The organism is Acinetobacter indicus CIP 110367 (genome assembly GCF_000488255.1).
GTDB lineage: Bacteria > Pseudomonadota > Gammaproteobacteria > Pseudomonadales > Moraxellaceae > Acinetobacter > Acinetobacter indicus.
The window spans coordinates 373,013-391,048 of sequence record NZ_KI530754.1 but is presented as its reverse complement, the minus strand read 5'-3'; the positions used below and the strand labels follow the sequence as shown (position 1 = coordinate 391,048).

Below are 18,036 nucleotides of genomic sequence, written 5' to 3'. Positions count from 1 at the left end.
CAGCCTTTTTGAGCATTTCCATCCATATTCACAGGAGATTGTATGAAGTGGATGAGGATCTGGGTGCAGGTGGTATGACTGTTTTAAACGGGTGATAGTATTTTTCCTAGCTCCCGTTCTGTACAAATAAAAAGTTGCAGCAATAAAAAAGCCCAAGTCGCAATGCTTGGGCTTTTTTATGAATCACGTGTGTGACCCGAATATGGCGTCCCTACGGGGATTCGAACCCCGGTTACCGCCGTGAAAGGGCGATGTCCTAGGCCTCTAGACGATAGGGACAGTGCAGAAGAATATTTTAAACCGCTTCTATTGATTGGAGGAAGTGGCGTCCCTACGGGGATTCGAACCCCGGTTACCGCCGTGAAAGGGCGATGTCCTAGGCCTCTAGACGATAGGGACGTTTCAGAGGTGGGCGTATATTAGGGTGAAAAAAGGAGGGTGTCAAACGCTTTTCTACAATTTTCTGGCTGCAAGGCTTTTAAGCGAATAAATTTAGAACAATTTGCATAAATCAGGTGAAAATTCCCTCAATTTAAGCACTTTCTGGCAGTAACTCGACCAAGGCCTCTAAGACTTGGGGATGCTGTAAATAGCCATAGACTTCATGAGGACGATCTACCGGAGTTTGTACCTGCTGGTTCAGAATGGCCGGTTTAAAATGAAACGGTGGTTCCGACAGTGGAAAGGCGGTCAGAAAATCATCCGGAGAATAAAAATTAATCCAGTCGCCATGCAGGGCAGTGGGGCGCTGAATCGGCTGTTGTAAATGCTCCTGAATCACCCGAAAGGCCAGCGGCGAACCGAGGGTAATAAAGCGTGCAATATTCAGTTCCGGATGCTGAATTAACAGATTATAGGCAATTACCGTGCCTAAGGAATGCGCCAGAATAATATGGGTGTCATCCTGACAGAGCTGGGCATAAATCCGGCTGTGTACCTCTTGAATAAAATGCGGATCAGCCAGGTATAAATAGGCTTCGACCAGAAATTTATGCAACAAGCTGGCATACAGTTTGGGAAAATAATTGATGAGCCGGGCAAAATCACGCAGTGCAATATCCCGGCTTAAAGCACTAAGCCATTTCAGTTTCTGGTTAAAGTTAAGTGCATCATAGACTTGCAGATGCGGAATATTGCAATCGCCGGGGCGATGTTCTTCCACCACTGTGGTCGGTTTTTGAATTTTGACTGGATGCAGCAGTGGAAAATGCGGCCAGTGCTGCGGCATCAGGGTGCTGGCATTTAAAGTGTTTTGCAGATGATGTTTGGAGAGCAAATCGCCATAAAACGGCATACAGATGGCCTGTTTTAAATCGGCAAAAAATGGGACTGCTGGCTGCGTTTTAAACCCTGCTCCAGTATTGATAACCACAGTCGACGCAGTGAATCGGCAGTCTGGTGTTGCTGATTCATCCCATGAATGCAAATAATATTCATTGTCGGGCCAGCATGTGAATGAGAATGGCTTTATTTAACAGTATAAATAAAAAAAGAGCGGCCGGGGCCGCTCTTTACTGCAAATCCTGATTAGATTTTTTTATGATAAAAACGGTAATAGCTGATATAGCAGGCTGCAATAAAGATTAAACAGCCAAAGAAACTGATGCGCATGGATGGATCAAATACCATACTCAAACAGGTAATCAGACAGAATACAAAGCCCAGAATTGGCACAATCGGGAACAATGGTGCGGCAAAGCCCAGCTCTTTCACGCTACGACCCTGTTTATACCATTCACGGCGGAAGTTGAAATGACTTAAGCAGATACTCATCCAGACCACCACCATGGTAAAGGCCGCAATACCGAGCAGGTTGGTAAAAATCAGCTCAGGTGCAAACTGCTCAGACAGCAAGCCTGGCATTGCGCCCAGCATGGTGACCATCACTGCCACATAAGGAATACCACGCGAGTTGACCTTGGAGAAAACCTGCGGCAACTGCTTCTGATACGACAATGACCACATCATCCGCGATGCTGCAAACAAACCTGAGTTGGCGGCAGACAGTAAGGCGGTAATGATCACGAAGCGGATAATATCTTCTGCGTATGGAATCCCGATGTGCTGGAACACGGTCACAAATGGACTGCTACTCACGCCCTCAGCGGCCAGACCGGCTTCCTGATGCGGCAATAACGCAGTCACCACCAGAATGGTTCCGACAAAGAAAATCAGCAGGCGGAAAATCGCGGTGTTGATGGCTTTTGGAACGTTTTTGGCCGGGTCTTTGGTTTCACCAGCGGCCACACCAATCAGTTCGGTGCCAGAGAAGGCAAAGTTGACAATCAGCATGGTGGTGAAAATCGGGAATAAACCTTCCGGGAACCAGCCCTGTGCGGTTAAATTGCTAAACAGCGGCGCAGATTCATAGCCCTGATAGCCGATCACGCCGAAAATGGCCAGCAGACCGAGCAGAATAAAGGCCACCACGGTCACGACTTTGACCAGTGCCAGCCAGAATTCCGATTCAGCAAACCAGCGGCTAGACACCATATTTAAGGTAAAGACAAATACCCCAAAAATAATGGTCCATAACCACATCGAGATGTGCGGGAACCACTCCTGCATCAGCAGGGCGGCTGCGGTAAATTCAGTCCCCAGGGTGACTGACCAGGTCAGCCAGTACAGCCAGGTGACGGTATAGCCTGTTCCGGGTCCAATATAACGTTTGGCATAAGCACCAAAAGAACCGGATTCAGGCATATGGACAGCCAGTTCGCCCAAACACAGCATAACCATGTAAGCGATCACGCCGCCCAGAAAATAAGCAAGAATGGCACCTACAGGCCCCGTTTGTGCAATGACTTCACCCGAACCTAAAAATAAACCGGTTCCGATTGCACCACCAAGTGAAATCATAACCAGATGTCGAGTACTCATAGCGCGTTTTAAAGGCGCAGAATTGCCCTGATGCGTAGCATCATTCGGAGAATGAGATGTCTGCATAAGAGTAGGAGAATAAAAGAATAGAGAAGCAGGCTATTGTAGAGAAAAACTACAAATCTGCAATCAATAATCAAAACAATTGGGTTAGAAGTAATCGTCTGGCGCGATTTAGATGGCGTCCCTACGGGGATTCGAACCCCGGTTACCGCCGTGAAAGGGCGATGTCCTAGGCCTCTAGACGATAGGGACGTTGCGAGGTGAGGGCTATATTAGGGATTTGCCCCAAAGATGTCAATTTGATGACGGGAATAATTCCATGATTTGGATTTATTTGTCTAAAAAGTATCTGTTTAGGCTGTTGGAAAATTTATCGTTTGATGATGGCCGCCCGGTTTTTAATAAGCACTTCAATCTGCACCGGATTTTAACCCATGAGCATCTGCACGACTCATCGTACTGGAGATAAAAAAGACCACATTTAGTGGTCCGGGGTTTGGTACTCAGGTGCTTGTGGCTGCGGCGCGGCCTGTTCAGCCGGTGCGGGCGCTTGCGGTGCTTTACTATCACGCGACACAATGTACAGATAAAGTGCCGAAGGCAGCAAAATAATCAGGACCAGAAAAATCTTTTTTAACATTGTCTTATAAAAAAAGCATGGGAAATTACTGCAATTATAGCGGATGCACAGTCTAAAAGCGCAAGCCTGTGCATATTTCCACGCTAGAATTTAAAGGTCACATCGGCAATAAACTGCCGGCCAATGTCGGGCTGGGCGCTGCCGCTGCTGTCAATAAAGCTGTTGGCGCGGTTGGTGACATTGTTAATAGTCAGACCCAAAATGGTTTGAGTATTTTTAACAGACGGAATCCGGTAGCTGGCTTTCAAGTCCCAATAAAACTTGTTCTGGGTGGTGTACGGCGTATAGGCATCATGCTGCACGCCCTGTGCGTCGGTATAGCCTTTGGCCTCACGTTTTAGGGCATCAACTTTACCCTGATAACTCAGGAAATGGCTGAGCGTTAGCGGCAGGCGGTCAAACTGCATCTCCCAGTTCAGACGCACGGTCCACGGCACATGAAACTCATGGGCAGGGCGATCCTCGGCATCAATCAGTTGCCCCTTATAATAGACTTGCGGGGTGGCGGTCAGAATATCGGTACTGTCGTAATGATCAAAATTGCGCGTGGTTTCAGTATAGTCTGCATTCAGGGCCAGACGATGCTGTGCACCTAAAAATGCCAGTGGCGCCAGGTTGCGGATGGAAAGTGAATAAATATCGGATGCAGAGCGACCGCGATTGTCATAGCTATAACTCAGATCTTCCAGATTCATTTTAGTTTTACGTAACTGGTCCTGATTGTCACGGTTGACCCATTTCAGGCTGAGTGCGGTATTGTTCAGTTTGGAACTCAGGCCGAGTACGGTTTCATCGCTATACGGGGTTTTCAGCTCGGAACGATAGGTGAAACTGGTCTTTCCTGCGGTTTTGGGTGTCCAGCCCTGTTCCAGCTGCGCGCGTGTATATTTTTGCTCAAACTGGTCAATCCGGTCATTCAGTTCATTCACAAACGCATTTAGCCCGTAATAGCGGTTCCAGCCACCCAACAGGGTTAAGCGCTCATTACCAAAAGGACGGATTTCTAGTGCGGTTCTGGGGGCAACATTGTTCTGTTTGTGAATGGAGTCATAGTCATTCCGGAAGCCCAGGGTCGCGGTCAGATAGTGATTCCAGTGAATCTGGTCTTCAATAAAGGCATGCCAGCGATCCTGACGGATATCCAGTTGACCGGCATAATAGCTGGTTTTGCTACTTAAATACTGGCCCTGATATTTACCATCCAGACTCGGTGCAGTATCACAGGCATCATAACTTGTACCATTATCAGACTGGCAGTCGGCACCGTTTAAATTTAAAGGCGTAGCATATACGTGGGCAGTTTCAGGACGTTGCCAGTAGGCTTTATAATGGCCATAGCCGGCCCCGATTTTAAACTGATGCCGTAAAGATGCGGTTTCAATCGGCTCAAACAGGGCTTTAATGGTGTATTTCAGCCGGCTTTCTTGCTGGTTTAAGGCGCCCATATGACCTTCAAAGCTATATTTGTCCTTGCCCCAGTTTTTGCTGCTCGAGTTGAGCCAGCTATAGTGATTCTGGGCAGCCTGACGTCCCGCTTGCTGGCGTTGATAGTTCAGCTGCTGGGTCAGCAAGACACTGTCGAGCTGGTTGTTCAGATTAAAATACAGGTTCTGGCTGTTCGAGTGCTGGGTCGATTCAGAATCACGGATATTGGATTTAAAATACAGTCCATCATTTTCCAAAAAGCTCGCACCCAGCTTAAACGAAGTACGTTCAGAGGGATCATAAAATAATTTCACACCGGCATTGCGGGCCTGACGCTGCTGTTCAAATTGCCCTGATTCGGCAAAATCTGTTTTTAAGGGAATGGCTGAATGCCGGTATGAAGCAAAGGCATTAAAACCCCATTGCTCACTGAGCCGACCATAACTGTTCAGGCTAATGCCCTGTTTGGTGAAGTAGGGCTGTGCCGACTCATCGGTCGAATCTTCAAAAGCATCCCGGCTGTCCTGAGAGGGGAAATTGACTTTTGACCAGGCATTCGAGGTGTAGTCATAACTGAGCGAACCGTGAATTTTACCAATTTCGGTTTGCGGAGCGCAGGTTTCGGCAGAAATCACGCCACCGGAAAATTCTCCATATTCCGCCCCGATATTACTGTCTAACACGGTCAGTTTGCACAGCAGGTCGGTATTGATGGCAGCGGCCTGTGAATTGCCCATCAGCTGGTTGGGATGATTGGATTGCTGTGCGCCCACCGGATTAATCGTATTGTTGATGGAGAGGCCATTGATCAGAATCTTGTTATCGTAAGCCAATCCGCCATTAATACTGATATCGGCCGCGTTCAGTTCACCTTGCTGCAAGCTGCTGCGAAAGCGGTGACCGAGCTGCACGTTCGGATTCACCTTTAAAAATTCGGTGATGTTCTTGCTGCTATTCGGGCTTTTCTTTAAATCTTCCTGTTTATAGACTGTTTTTCCCAGCGCATTTTCCTCTTTGGCCTCGACCACAATGGTCGACAGTTTGAGCGAGGGAGAGAGGGTGGTAGGTTCTGATTCTTGAATCTGTTCAGCAAAACTAAGGGAGCTGAAGCTGCTTAAAATGGCCACAGACAAGCTGGAATAGGCAAAACGCATGAGATGTGTTTTTTGTAAAAGATAATGCAAGCGATTATCATTAACTTGATGGACTTAATCAATAGAAATGAGAATTATTTGCAATAACAGCTTAAATAAACAACAGTGCTGTGCAAAGAAGAATGAATAACAAACAGGAGGGGAGAGAAATGAGATGGCGTCCCTACGGGGATTCGAACCCCGGTTACCGCCGTGAAAGGGCGATGTCCTAGGCCTCTAGACGATAGGGACGTTTAGAAGATGGCGGTATCTTATTGATCCGCCACCAAGGTGTCAAGTAGATGCGGGGTGAGTTTGTTTAAAATATAACAGAACAGTTCCGCGGTCTTTTGTGTGTCGTACAGGGCAGAGTGCGCTTCTTTGCCATCAAATTCAATGCCGGCCTGAATACAGGATTTGGCCAGTACTGTTTGACCGAACATCACCGCGCTTAAGGTTACGGTATCGAGTACGGAAAAGCTGTGAAACGGATTCTGGTTTTTGGTACTGGTACGGGCAATGGCCGCCTGTAAAAAGCCCAGATCAAAATGCGCATTGTGGCCGACCAGCACTGCATGAGTACAGTTCTGCTGGCGACGCACTTCATTCACGGATTTAAAAATACGTTTCAGCGCCGTTTTTTCATCTTCAGCCATGGCCATACGCATCGGGTTGAACGGATCAATCCCGATAAAGTCGAGTGAACGACGGTCCAGATTGGCCCCTTCAAACGGATTAATATGCGCATGATAGGCCTGACCCGGAACAAAATGGCCTTCCGCATTAAACACAATCGGAATGGCGGCTATTTCAAGTAAGGCATCGGTTTGCGAATTAAAACCTGCTGTTTCGACATCGACCACAACAGGTAAGAATCCACGGAAACGCTGACCAATTAAAGGTAGAGTTTCGTCTGTCACACTTTTCTCCATTGGATGGTTTGACCGGCATATAGCGGAACAATCTGTTCACCATCCAAATAGTCTAAACTTGCAGGAATCACTTGGTCTTCTTTAACCAGGGTAATCGTACCAGTATTACGCGGTAAACCATAGAAGTCTGCGCCAAAGTGGCTGGCAAAACCTTCTAGGCGGTCCAGTTTACCGACCTGGTCAAAGGCTTGCGCATACAGCTCAATGGCGGTTGGTGCGCTATAGCAGCCGGCACAGCCACAGGCATTTTCTTTGGCATTTTTAGAATGCGGCGCACTGTCGGTTCCGAGGAAGAATTTCGGGTTGCCACTGGTCGCCACTTCCAGCAAAGTCTGCTGATGGGTTTGACGTTTTAAAATAGGCAGGCAGTAGAAGTGCGGTTTAACTCCACCAACCAGCATGTCATTGCGGTTAAACAGCAAATGCTGCGGAGTAATGGTAGCCGCTACGTTACGGTCCTGCTCCAGGACAAAGTGTGCTGCTTCGCTGGTGGTGATGTGTTCTAGCACCAGTTTCAGTTTCGGGAACTGTTTTAATAAAGGTGCCAATACTTCATCGAGGAAGCGTTTTTCACGGTCAAAAATATCGACATGCTGATGGGTCACTTCGCCGTGTAACAGCAGCGGCACCTGATGTTCTTCTAACTGTTCAATCACCGCATAGACTTTACGGATGTCGCTGACGCCATTGTCCGAGTTGGTGGTTGCACCAGCCGGATACAGCTTGATGGCATTGACATGCTCGGAGTCTTTAATTTTTTTCACTTCGGCTGGCGAAGTCTGATCGGTGAAATACAGTACCATGCGCGGATCAAACGCCACGTCTTCTGGCACATGCGCCATAATGCGTTCACGATAGCTGATCGCTTCTTCCACGGTTTTTACAGGCGGGACAAGATTCGGCATACAGATCGCACGTGCAAACTGTTTGGCAAGATCTGGAACTGTACGTTTTAATGCTAAACCGTCACGTAAGTGAGCATGCCAGTCATCTGGCTGTAAAAGAGTAATCGTATTCAAGGTGATGCCGATCGAAAAATAAATGGAATGATAATCTATAAACCTGACAATGATAACGTCAAATCTAGACAAAAGATGCCTTATATTGAATTAATTTTTATCATTTTGTGTTATTTTTAAGCGACTATAAAAATTATATTTTATGTCAATGGAATACAAATATAAGCTTGTCCAATTGCAATACGACAAGGAAAAAATAGAGGTACTGATTGCCCGGCAACGACGCAGCGCGGGTCAGGTGTTTCCGAATCAGCTGGAACAGGAATTCTGGCAGCAGTATTTGGAGCGGGCCCGGCATAATATTAACCAGTATTTCTGGTCGGGGGTGCTGGTCTATTTTATTCTGACCATGCTGGTCATTCCCGGGGATTACTGGATTATCCAGCCGCAACATTTCTGGCATGATTTTATCCGCTGTCTGCTCGGGCTACTCAATGGTGGCCTGTGTCTGCTGACGCTGTTTTTCTTTGCACATTATAAAATTCTGCGGCGCTATTTTGCCTATGCCGCCATGGCGCTGGTGTTCTGGGCCATCTTGTCGATGACCTGGCTCACCATGACCGTGTATACCGAAGCGCTGAAATATCAGGCCATGATGATCATCTGTATCATTTATATCATGGGCTATGTGCTGACCGGGGTAAAACCGTTTCATATGCTGCTGACTGGGTTAATGGCGGCAGTCATGACCATGGTCATGCTGTTTACCTTTTACATTCCAATTGATGTGATGGTGATGGCGCGGGTGCTCATCGGCAGCGTAGTGATGGGTTTTTTAATGAGTAAAATGCTGTGTACCCGGGAGCGGATGATCTTTCTGGTGATGCAGCAGGCCAAACTCGGCGAGAAAATTAACCGGATTAATAGTGAAGAACTGCTGCATTTAAGCCAGCATGATGCATTGACCAAAGTGTCGAACCGGCGCAACTTCGATGAAATGCTGAATAGCTATTATGAGCAGGCGCGGCATGATGAACGGCCGTTGTCCTTGCTGTTTATTGATGTCGATTTCTTTAAGCTGTTTAATGATTTTTATGGCCATCAAAAAGGCGATGAAGTTATTTCATCGGTGGCCAAATCGATTAAAGATGCGATCCGGCATATGGATTTTGTGGCGCGCTATGGCGGCGAAGAATTTGTGGTGTTGCTGCCGGAAACTGATGCACATGGTGCTTATGCGGTGGCGTCAAATATTTTTAGGGCGATTGAACGGCTGTCTATTCCGCATGAAAAATCCAGTGTGTCCGATATCATTACCATCAGCCTGGGTTTTACCGTGTATAAAGGCGAGCTCGAGATTTCCAAAGATGACCTGATTAGCCGTGCCGATCAGGCGTTGTACCGGGCGAAAAAACTCGGCCGGAACCAGATTTATTATCAGACCGCGCAGGTCAGCGATATTCTGCAAGGTTTAGAATAAATCCCAAACAGCAAGCACAAAAAACCGCCCGAAGGCGGTTTTTTCATAGAGACAACTTATTTCTTGTCTTTTAATTGTGGAACAGCAGAACCTGTACCCACGGCCAGTAAACCGGCACCGGTATAAATGCCAAGTTTTTGACGGGTATCGGTAATGTCCAGGTTACGCATGGTTAACTGACCAATACGATCCATTGGCGTGAACATTGAATCACCTTTTTCCATGGTCAAACGCTCAGCTTCATAGGTGAGGTTTTCAGATTCAGTGTTCATAATCGTGTAGTCATTACCACGACGCAGTTCTAAAGTCACTGTACCAGTAATGGCTTTTGCAACCCAACGCTGTGCAGTTTCACGCAGCATCAGTGCTTGAGAATCGAACCAGCGGCCTTGATACAGTAAACGGCCTAAACGTAAACCGTTAATACGGTATTGTTCGATGGTGTCTTCGTTATGAATACCTGTCACTAAACGCTCGTAAGCGATGTGCAGCAGCGCCATACCCGGAGCCTCGTAAATACCACGAGATTTCGCTTCAATGATACGGTTTTCGATCTGATCCGACATCCCCAGACCGTGACGGCCACCAATGCGGTTGGCTTCCAGAATGAACTCTACCGGATCTTCGATACGACGGCCATTCAGTGCAACCGGGAAACCTTCTTCAAAGGTAATTGAAACTTCTTCAGGTGCAATTTCAACGTCATCTTTCCAGAACGCAACGCCCATGATTGGCTCAACAATCTTGATACCGGCATTCAGGTATTCCAGATCTTTGGCTTCGTGCGTTGCACCCAGCATGTTCGAGTCAGTCGAGTAGGCTTTTTCTTTTGACATTTTATAGTCGAAGCCGTTGTCGATCAGGAACTGTGACATTTCTGCACGGCCGCCTAGCTCATCAATAAAGGTCTGGTCTAACCAAGGCTTGTAAATTTTGAGCGCCGGGTTGGTCAGTAAGCCGTAACGGTAGAAACGCTCGATGTCGTTACCTTTATAGGTTGAACCATCACCCCAGATGTTCACGTCATCTTCTTTCATGGCAGTAACCAGCATGGTCCCGGTAACTGCACGGCCTAGTGGTGTGGTGTTGAAGTAAGGCACACCACCTGTTGAAATGTGGAACGCGCCACACTGAATTGCAGCAATACCTTCAAGTGCAAGCTGTAAACGGCAGTCGATTAAGCGTGCTTTTACTGCGCCATAGGCTTCCGCTTTCTTCGGAATAGCATCGTAATCATCTTCATCTGGCTGACCCAAGTTTGCTGTGTAGGCATAAGGTTCAGCGCCTTTTTGTTTCATCCACAATAAAGCAGCAGAAGTATCTAGACCACCAGAGAAGGCGATACCCACTTTTTTGCCTACTGGTACGCTTTGCAAGATCGTTGCATTATCAGTCATTGCGAGTCCTAACTTATGAATATAGGCAACCAAAATGGTGGCCAAGGAGAATTCGAAAATGGCGCTATTGTAGCACTTTTCCGAAACGATGTTTTCTGAAAAATTTGCTTTCTGAAAAAAGTTAGACTTTTTTCATCGGTTTCAGTTTATTTTCGGCCACAGCAGCCCATTCCTGGCTTGAGTATGATAGAACAATTTATATCCACAGAGAGGAAATGCCGATGCAGCCCAATGTCACACCGCCCCCATTGATCTCCAACAATAACCGCAATGAAACCCTGGCGCTGGTTCATGGTATTTATGCCGGTTTACTCAGTTTTAGTGCGGTGGTGTTCCTGTATCTGGAATATCAGCAGCGCAGTATTGCCACAGTCAATTTAGTGATTGTGATGGCCTTGATGCTGCTGTTGATTTATCTGAATATCAGCGCCTGTTTAAAAGTGAAACGGGGCGATGGTGAAGGACGCACACTGTCGCGTATTTTGGCCGTGCTAATGTTATTAAGCTTTCCAATTGGCACGGTGCTCGGTGCAATTGCACTATGGAAAAGCAGCAGCAAGCAGTGGCAGAACTGACATTGGCAGTTTGTCATGATAATTTTTTGAAAATGCCATAAACAAATAATAAAAAATCGCTACAGTATTATGCAACAAGTTGCAAAGCCAGCGTACAGGAATACATGATGACAACAAGCTATGCACATCTGCTCAGTCCATTACATTTAGGTTTTACTACCCTGAAAAACCGGGTGGTGATGGGGTCCATGCATACCGGTCTGGAAGACCGTTTTTATAATTATCCGAAACTGGCGGCCTATTTTGGTGAGCGTGCCAAAGGCGGCGTTGGCCTGATTATTACGGGCGGGATTTCCCCGAACCGTCAGGGCTGGTTATTACCGGCCGGCGGCACCATGAATACCTTGGGGGATATTGCACCGCATCGACTGGTGACACATGCGGTACATAAGCATGGCGCCAAAATCCTGTTGCAGATTCTGCATGCTGGCCGTTATGGCTATCAGCCTTTTGTGGTGTCGGCCAGCCCGATTAAATCGCCAATTTCACCGTTTAAACCGCGCCAGCTCAGCGATAAACAGATTTTAAACACCATTCAGGACTATGTGAAAACCGCCAGTCTGGCCAAAAAAGCCGGTTATGATGGCGTGGAAATCATGGGCTCTGAAGGTTATTTGCTAAACCAGTTTTTAAGCCGTCATGTCAATCAGCGCAATGACCGCTGGGGTGGCCCGATTGAAAACCGGATGCGCTTTGCTGTGGAAATTGTCAAAGCCATTCGTGCAGAAATTGGCGATAAGTTTATTATCTGTTTCCGTCTGTCGATGCTGGATCTGGTACATGATGGCAACACTATGGATGAAGTCATCACGGTAGCCAAAGCTTTGGAACAGGCCGGTGTGACTTTACTGAATACCGGTATTGGCTGGCATGAAGCGCGTATTCCGACCATTGTGACTTCGGTGCCGCGCGCGGCGTTTGTCGATTACACCGCAGCCGTGAAACAGCAGGTATCGATTCCGGTGATTGCTTCTAACCGGATTAATATGCCAGATACGGCCGAAGAAATTCTGGCAGCGGGCAAAGCCGACATGATTCAGATGGCGCGTCCTTTACTGGCCGATGCTTTCTGGGTCAATAAAACAGCCACCAACCGGGTCGATGAAATCAATACCTGTATTGCTTGTAATCAGGCCTGTCTGGATCATACCTTTAAAAACCAGCGCGCGACCTGTCTGGTCAATCCGCGTGCTGCTTATGAAACCGAACTGGTCTATGTTAAAACCAAACAGCCAAAACGAATTGCCGTGGTGGGCGGTGGAGTCGCTGGTATGTCTGCTGCAACGGTGGCTGCAGGCCGTGGTCATCAGGTGACATTATTTGAAGCCAATGCCGATGTCGGCGGGCAGTTTAATCTGGCCAAAGTGATTCCGGGCAAAGAAGAATTCCACGAAACCATCCGCTATTTTAAGGTGCAGCTGGAAAAAACTGGCGTAGATGTACGTCTGAATACCAAAGTTAACCGCGAGCAGCTGGAACGTGAAGGTTTTGAGGAGGTGATTGTTGCCACTGGTGTGGTGCCACGTACACTCAATATTCCGGGCAGCGATTTACCACAGGTTCTGTCTTATGCCGAAGTACTCAATGGCGCGCCTGTCGGTTATAAAGTGGCGGTGATCGGTGCCGGTGGCATTGGCTTTGATGTGTCTGAGTTTTTATTAAAACCGGAGCAGCAGCCACAGCCGCAACCTGTGGAGGACTGGAAACGCGAGTGGGGTGTCGATTTAAATCCACACTATGTATCTGAAGGCGGTATGCAGGCACCGGAAATTCATCCCCCGGTCCGTGAAATTTATTTGTTGCAGCGTAAAACCACGCCATTGGGTGCCGGGCTAGGCAAGACCACCGGCTGGGTGCATCGTGCACAACTGAAAAAGCACGGCGTACGCATGTTGCGTGGGGTGCAATATAAAGCCATTGGTGATGAAGGCTTGTGGGTAGAAATGGATGGCCATGACCAGTTATTGCGGGTCGATACCGTGGTGGTCTGTGCCGGGCAGGAATCGGTCAAAGAGATTATGCCGGCAACTGGCCAGCAGACCTTGGCGCAATATCACATTATTGGCGGGGCAAAACTGGCAGCAGAACTGGATGCCAAGCGCGCCATTCGCGAAGGTGCTGAATTGGCCGCCAAACTTTAAACATTTGATGAAACAATATTCATTTGAGTCACTTGAATGTAATTTTTACTTGTCAGATGGAAAAAAGCTTCGTATTATGGCGCACATGGAAGCGTGGCAGAGCGGTTTAATGCACCGGTCTTGAAAACCGACGAGGGTGTGAGTCCTCCGTGAGTTCGAATCTCACCGCTTCCGCCAAACAACACTGTCCAACATTGCTTAACGCAATATAAGCGATTGATTATATTGGTTAAAGTTGGAATACAACGGTACGACGCACGTTGACACTTGACGTAAATCGACGGTTATAAAGTAGTAAGAAATGTAGTAAGTTAAAACTTACTACATTTTTTTTGCGTGGTTTTTCTAATGGCACGTACTCAAAATAAGCTCACGGCACTACAAATGGCTTTGTTGCACAAAGATTTAAAAGACAGCACTCTGCTCATTTGAACAGAACTCAAGTGATCACTTGAGTATGAGGACGACCTAATTCTGTAAATCTGTTCAATACGGCTATGCGTGCATGAATCTCATTCACCTGACTCGGAAAACTCCTTGCTGTTAATTTATCGCCTAATAATTTAATGCAATACATCTTAGTTTCTACCAAACTTCGACGATGATAACCAGACCACTTTTTCCAAAGCGTTCTTCCCAAACGTTTCACTGTTTTTAGTAATTCATTCCGCTCTAAAGATCTCAATTTCTGATCTTTCCATGGCTTTGCATTTTTCCTTGGTGGAATGATCGCATGTGCAGCTCGATCTAAAATGACTTGTCTGCAGTGCTTCGTATCGTAAGCACCATCGGTATAGACCGAATCAATTCGTTCATCTAAAGGAATTTGAGCAAGTAAATCACCGAGTACTTGCGAATCGCTCACATTATTTGTAGTAAGCTGTACTGCACGTATTTGCAGGGTTTCAGCATCGATACCAATATGCAGCTTACGCCATTGGCGATGATATTCAGGTCCATGTTTCCTACGTTTCCATTCACCTTCACCTAGAAACTTCAAGCCAGTTGAGTTTACAAGTAGATGTAACCCATCACTATTTTTTTGATAGCTAATCGCAATATCAATATGTTTTTGTCTTCGACAAAGCGTACTGTAATCTGGCGCTGTCCAACTTAATCCACATAGTTTAATCAGGCTTTGAACAAAACCTGTGACCATGCGTAGAGAGAGTCTGAATAAAGATTTGATCATTAAACAGCATTGAATAGCGGTGTCTGAGTAAGTTTGACTTCGACCTTGCTTGCCTTGTGATTGTGCATACCACTGAGTGTTTGGATCGAACCAAATAGCAATATTCCCACGATTAATGAGAGCTCTGTTATATGCGGGCCAATTGGTTGTGCGGTAGATTTTGTGTGTAGGCTTCTTCATTTGAAAATTATATTGCTGAAGAAGCCGTCTATGCTAGGTTTGTGCAACAAAGTCTATTTAAGTTTAAGCGTGTTTTGTTTTTTGTCCGGTTTCGAATGACCTATTGCATGTCCCGTTGTCCGTTATAGGTCATTCGTCTTTTGCCGCCTCCCTGATGCCCGCATCACGGAGGCGATATTATAAACGCTAGCGGTTTTGAGAGTGCCTGGAAATTATTGCACTTCTGGCGGGAAACCATCTTCATTCAGCGCCGCCACCAGCTGATCTACGCTGGCACTGCTGTCAACGGTCACGATTTTACTGTCCAGATCAATGTCAACTTTGGCATTCGGGTCCACATCCTGAATGGTGGCTGTCACACCGCGGGCGCAGCCGCCGCAAGTCATATTGGCAATATGCAGTTTCATTAAGATGCTCCATGAGTCATGTGAAGATGCTTTCAGTTTAAAGCTTGTCATGATGGGAAGGTCAAGCCAAATTTTTATGCGCAGAGACTTGACCTTCCCATGATGTCAATCTGTATGCTGTAGGGAAATCCGGGTATTGGCCGAGGTAGGGCATGAGCATCTCAAATTCATCTGCTGTTTTTCGTGAAACATTGTCTATTCAGGGCATGACCTGTGCTTCATGCGTAGGCCGGGTGGAAAAAGCCTTAAAAAAAGTGGATGGGGTCGAGCAGGCAAATGTCAATCTGGCCACCGAACAGGCCGTGGTGGAATCTTCCGCACCACTTGACCGGGCCGCTTTGGTCAAAGCCATTGAGCGTGCCGGTTATGATGTGGTCGTCGCGGCACCCATCGAATTGTCAATTGATGGCATGACCTGTGCCTCCTGCGTGGCGCGGGTAGAAAAAGCCCTGAAAAAAGTGCCGGGTGTGCAGCAAGCCAATGTCAATCTGGCCACTGAGCAGGCCTGGGTCGAAGCCGATACTACGGTCAGTGCCGATAAACTGATTCAGGCCATCCGTAAGGCTGGTTATGATGCCCAGCTGCAGACCACGACCACCACTGAACAGGCGGATCAGAAAGCCAGCGAGCAGCAGCAACTAAAACGTGATCTGTTAATTTCCCTGGTGCTGGCCATTCCGGTATTTGTGCTGGAAATGGGCTCGCATTTAATTCCGGCTTTTCATATGTGGGTCATGCATCAGATCGGGCAGATGCCGAGCTGGCTGTTGCAGTTCGTGTTGACCACGCTGGTATTGCTATTTCCGGGCCGGCGTTTTTATCAAAAAGGCATTCCGGCCTTGCTGCGTTTCGCGCCGGATATGAACTCGCTGGTGGCAGTCGGAACCCTGGCCGCATACAGCTTTTCGGTGGTGGCGACTTTTATGCCACAGCTGTTACCGGAAGGCACGGTCAATGTCTATTTTGAAGCTGCCGCGGTGATTGTAAGCCTGATTTTGCTGGGACGCTATTTTGAAGCCAAAGCCAAAGGCCGCACCTCGCAGGCAATTCAGCACCTGATCGGCATGCAGCCAAAAACCGCCCGCATAGTACGTAATGGCCAAAGTGTGGAAGTGCCGCTGGCTGAAGTCAGCTCGGGTATGCAGGTCGATATCCGCCCAGGAGAGCGGATTCCGGTGGATGGGGAAGTGCTGGACGGCCGCAGTTATGTCGATGAATCGATGATTAGCGGAGAGCCGCTGCCAGTAGAAAAAATGGCAGGCAGTGCCGTGGTGGGCGGCACCATCAACCAGAATGGCAGCCTGAGCATCCGCGCAACTGCGGTGGGGGCAGATTCGGTGCTGGCGCAAATTATCCGCATGGTCGAGCAGGCGCAAGGCTCCAAACTGCCCATTCAGGCGCTGGTCGATAAAGTCACCATGTGGTTTGTGCCAGCCGTAATGCTAATGGCTGTGCTGACCTTTCTGGTCTGGCTGATTTTTGGTCCTGAACCGGCGCTGACCTTTGGTCTGGTCAATGCTGTAGCGGTGCTGATTATTGCCTGTCCATGTGCTATGGGGCTGGCCACTCCAACCTCGATTATGGTCGGCACTGGACGTGGGGCAGAAATGGGCATTTTGTTCCGTAAAGGCGAAGCCTTGCAGCTGTTACAGGAAGCGCAGGTAGTGGCGGTGGATAAAACCGGCACCTTAACCGAAGGCAAGCCGCAACTGACCGATTTTCATGTACAGGCCGGTTTTGAGCAGACGCAATTATTAAGCTGGGTGGCGGCGGTAGAAGCCAAGTCGGAGCATCCGATTGCCTTTGCTATTGTCGAAGCTGCCCAGCAACAAGGCTTATCTTTACCAGCTGTGAGCGATTTTGATTCGATTGTCGGGTCCGGCGTGAAAGGGCAGGTCAATGGTCAATGGCTGCATATCGGGGCCGACCGTTATATGCATCAGCTGGGTTTAAGTACCACAGCCTTTGATCAGGTTGCGGTACGTTTGGGGCAGGAGGGAAAAACACCACTGTATGTGGCGGTAGAGGATCAACTGGCGGCCATCATTGCCGTGGCCGATCCAATCAAAGACAGCACCTTTGCCGCGATTGAAGCCTTGCATCAGTTGGGCGTAAAAGTGGCAATGATCACCGGCGATAACCGGCATACCGCCGAAGCGATTGCCCGGCAGCTAAAAATTGATACTGTGGTTGCCGAAGTTCTGCCGGAAGGCAAAGTCGATAGCGTACGTGAATTGCAGCAGCAATATGGCCGTCTGGCCTTTGTCGGCGATGGGATTAATGATGCCCCGGCGCTGGCACAGGCCGATGTCGGGCTGGCCATTGGCACCGGTACCGATGTAGCCATTGAAGCCGCCGATGTGGTGCTGATGTCCGGCAGTTTAAAAGGCATTCCCAATGCGATTGCTTTAAGTCAGGCCACTATCCGCAATATCCGCCAGAACCTGTTTTGGGCCTTTGTTTATAACGTGGCCTTAATTCCGATTGCCGCCGGCGTGCTGTATCCGCTGTGGGGCATTTTACTGTCGCCGATGTTTGCTGCAGGCGCAATGGCACTGTCATCCGTGTTTGTGCTGGGCAATGCTTTACGCCTGAAGCGCTTTGCCGCGCCGCTGCAATAGCCGTTGGCGTCAGGACATTTTCGGTTTAAGATCGGAGGCAGGTCTTAAACCGCCGTATTGAGCGAGAAGCA

Annotated in this window: 12 protein-coding genes, 5 tRNA genes and 1 pseudogene; 5 read left to right on the top strand and 13 right to left on the bottom strand. The window is 48.0% G+C overall.

Features of this window, described 5'->3' with window-relative positions:
* Window positions 1-203: 203 nt before the first annotated feature.
* The 10 genes and pseudogenes from P253_RS06625 to pyrC form a co-directional block, all read right to left on the bottom strand.
* Window positions 204-279 (bottom strand) — tRNA-Glu (locus tag P253_RS06625).
* Between the two features lie 44 nt (window positions 280-323).
* Window positions 324-399, bottom strand: a tRNA-Glu gene (locus P253_RS06620).
* A gap of 133 nt (window positions 400-532) precedes the next feature.
* Window positions 533-1,437 (bottom strand): annotated as a pseudogene (locus P253_RS06615) (alpha/beta hydrolase).
* Window positions 1,438-1,527: 90 nt separating this feature from the next.
* Window positions 1,528-2,946, bottom strand: coding sequence for an amino acid permease (locus P253_RS06610; protein WP_005179201.1), 1,419 nt, complete (start codon window positions 2,944-2,946; stop codon window positions 1,528-1,530).
* 113 nt (window positions 2,947-3,059) lie between these two features.
* Window positions 3,060-3,135 (bottom strand) — tRNA-Glu (locus tag P253_RS06605).
* Between the two features lie 229 nt (window positions 3,136-3,364).
* A complete protein-coding gene (locus P253_RS15860) occupies window positions 3,365-3,523 on the bottom strand; it encodes a hypothetical protein (RefSeq protein ID WP_016659224.1) in 159 nt (52 codons plus the stop codon).
* Between the two features lie 83 nt (window positions 3,524-3,606).
* The gene (locus P253_RS06600; RefSeq protein WP_016659223.1) at window positions 3,607-6,102 is read right to left on the bottom strand and encodes a TonB-dependent receptor plug domain-containing protein; all 2,496 of its coding nucleotides are present in this window, start codon (window positions 6,100-6,102) and stop codon (window positions 3,607-3,609) included.
* Window positions 6,103-6,257: 155 nt separating this feature from the next.
* Window positions 6,258-6,333, bottom strand: a tRNA-Glu gene (locus P253_RS06595).
* Window positions 6,334-6,353: 20 nt separating this feature from the next.
* Entirely contained in the window at window positions 6,354-7,013 is a 660-nt protein-coding gene (gene rnt / locus P253_RS06590; protein WP_075167718.1) for a ribonuclease T, read from the bottom strand.
* Complete coding sequence (pyrC, locus tag P253_RS06585; protein WP_035363244.1) at window positions 6,998-8,032, bottom strand: dihydroorotase; 1,035 nt, start codon at window positions 8,030-8,032, stop codon at window positions 6,998-7,000. The genes rnt and pyrC overlap by 16 nt, the downstream gene beginning before the upstream one ends.
* Window positions 8,033-8,180: 148 nt before the next feature.
* On the opposite strand from pyrC, the gene P253_RS06580 reads away from it, so the two are divergent.
* The gene (locus tag P253_RS06580; RefSeq protein WP_016659221.1) at window positions 8,181-9,452 is read left to right on the top strand and encodes a GGDEF domain-containing protein; all 1,272 of its coding nucleotides are present in this window, start codon (window positions 8,181-8,183) and stop codon (window positions 9,450-9,452) included.
* Between the two features lie 56 nt (window positions 9,453-9,508).
* On the opposite strand, the gene argG is transcribed toward P253_RS06580, so the two are convergent.
* Window positions 9,509-10,849, bottom strand: coding sequence for an argininosuccinate synthase (gene argG / locus P253_RS06575; RefSeq protein ID WP_005179184.1), 1,341 nt, complete (start codon window positions 10,847-10,849; stop codon window positions 9,509-9,511).
* A gap of 221 nt (window positions 10,850-11,070) precedes the next feature.
* Between argG and P253_RS06570 the strand changes: the two genes are divergently transcribed.
* From P253_RS06570 to P253_RS06560, 3 genes are all read left to right on the top strand, one after another.
* The gene (locus P253_RS06570) at window positions 11,071-11,424 is read left to right on the top strand and encodes a hypothetical protein (protein WP_005179182.1); all 354 of its coding nucleotides are present in this window, start codon (window positions 11,071-11,073) and stop codon (window positions 11,422-11,424) included.
* 104 nt (window positions 11,425-11,528) lie between these two features.
* Complete coding sequence (locus P253_RS06565) at window positions 11,529-13,565, top strand: NADPH-dependent 2,4-dienoyl-CoA reductase (protein WP_171066710.1); 2,037 nt, start codon at window positions 11,529-11,531, stop codon at window positions 13,563-13,565.
* An 87-nt stretch (window positions 13,566-13,652) separates the two neighbouring features.
* Window positions 13,653-13,742: transfer RNA gene (locus P253_RS06560), tRNA-Ser, on the top strand.
* A 262-nt stretch (window positions 13,743-14,004) separates the two neighbouring features.
* Here the strand turns inward: P253_RS06560 and P253_RS06555 are convergent.
* Together P253_RS06555 and P253_RS06550 are read right to left on the bottom strand one after the other, a co-directional pair.
* Window positions 14,005-14,937 (bottom strand): IS5 family transposase, encoded by a 933-nt coding sequence (locus P253_RS06555; protein WP_035363243.1) that lies wholly within the window; start codon window positions 14,935-14,937, stop codon window positions 14,005-14,007.
* Between the two features lie 212 nt (window positions 14,938-15,149).
* A complete protein-coding gene (locus tag P253_RS06550) occupies window positions 15,150-15,344 on the bottom strand; it encodes a heavy-metal-associated domain-containing protein (protein WP_005179178.1) in 195 nt (64 codons plus the stop codon).
* Window positions 15,345-15,496: 152 nt separating this feature from the next.
* Between P253_RS06550 and P253_RS06545 the strand changes: the two genes are divergently transcribed.
* The gene (locus P253_RS06545) at window positions 15,497-17,965 is read left to right on the top strand and encodes a heavy metal translocating P-type ATPase (RefSeq protein WP_005179175.1); all 2,469 of its coding nucleotides are present in this window, start codon (window positions 15,497-15,499) and stop codon (window positions 17,963-17,965) included.
* The last annotated feature ends 71 nt before the right edge of the window (window positions 17,966-18,036 follow it).

What these genes read in the sequence shown, in the direction of transcription:
- P253_RS06610 (WP_005179201.1), bottom strand. Translation starts at nt 2,946, where the DNA reads ATGCAGACATCTCATTCTCCGAATGATGCTACGCATCAGGGCAATTCT.
- P253_RS15860 (WP_016659224.1), bottom strand. Translation starts at nt 3,523, where the DNA reads ATGTTAAAAAAGATTTTTCTGGTCCTGATTATTTTGCTGCCTTCGGCA.
- P253_RS06600 (WP_016659223.1), bottom strand. Translation starts at nt 6,102, where the DNA reads ATGCGTTTTGCCTATTCCAGCTTGTCTGTGGCCATTTTAAGCAGCTTC.
- rnt (WP_075167718.1), bottom strand. Translation starts at nt 7,013, where the DNA reads ATGGAGAAAAGTGTGACAGACGAAACTCTACCTTTAATTGGTCAGCGT.
- P253_RS06580 (WP_016659221.1), top strand. Translation starts at nt 8,181, where the DNA reads ATGGAATACAAATATAAGCTTGTCCAATTGCAATACGACAAGGAAAAA.
- argG (WP_005179184.1), bottom strand. Translation starts at nt 10,849, where the DNA reads ATGACTGATAATGCAACGATCTTGCAAAGCGTACCAGTAGGCAAAAAA.
- P253_RS06570 (WP_005179182.1), top strand. Translation starts at nt 11,071, where the DNA reads ATGCAGCCCAATGTCACACCGCCCCCATTGATCTCCAACAATAACCGC.
- P253_RS06565 (WP_171066710.1), top strand. Translation starts at nt 11,529, where the DNA reads ATGATGACAACAAGCTATGCACATCTGCTCAGTCCATTACATTTAGGT.
- P253_RS06555 (WP_035363243.1), bottom strand. Translation starts at nt 14,937, where the DNA reads ATGAAGAAGCCTACACACAAAATCTACCGCACAACCAATTGGCCCGCA.
- P253_RS06550 (WP_005179178.1), bottom strand. Translation starts at nt 15,344, where the DNA reads ATGAAACTGCATATTGCCAATATGACTTGCGGCGGCTGCGCCCGCGGT.
- P253_RS06545 (WP_005179175.1), top strand. Translation starts at nt 15,497, where the DNA reads ATGAGCATCTCAAATTCATCTGCTGTTTTTCGTGAAACATTGTCTATT.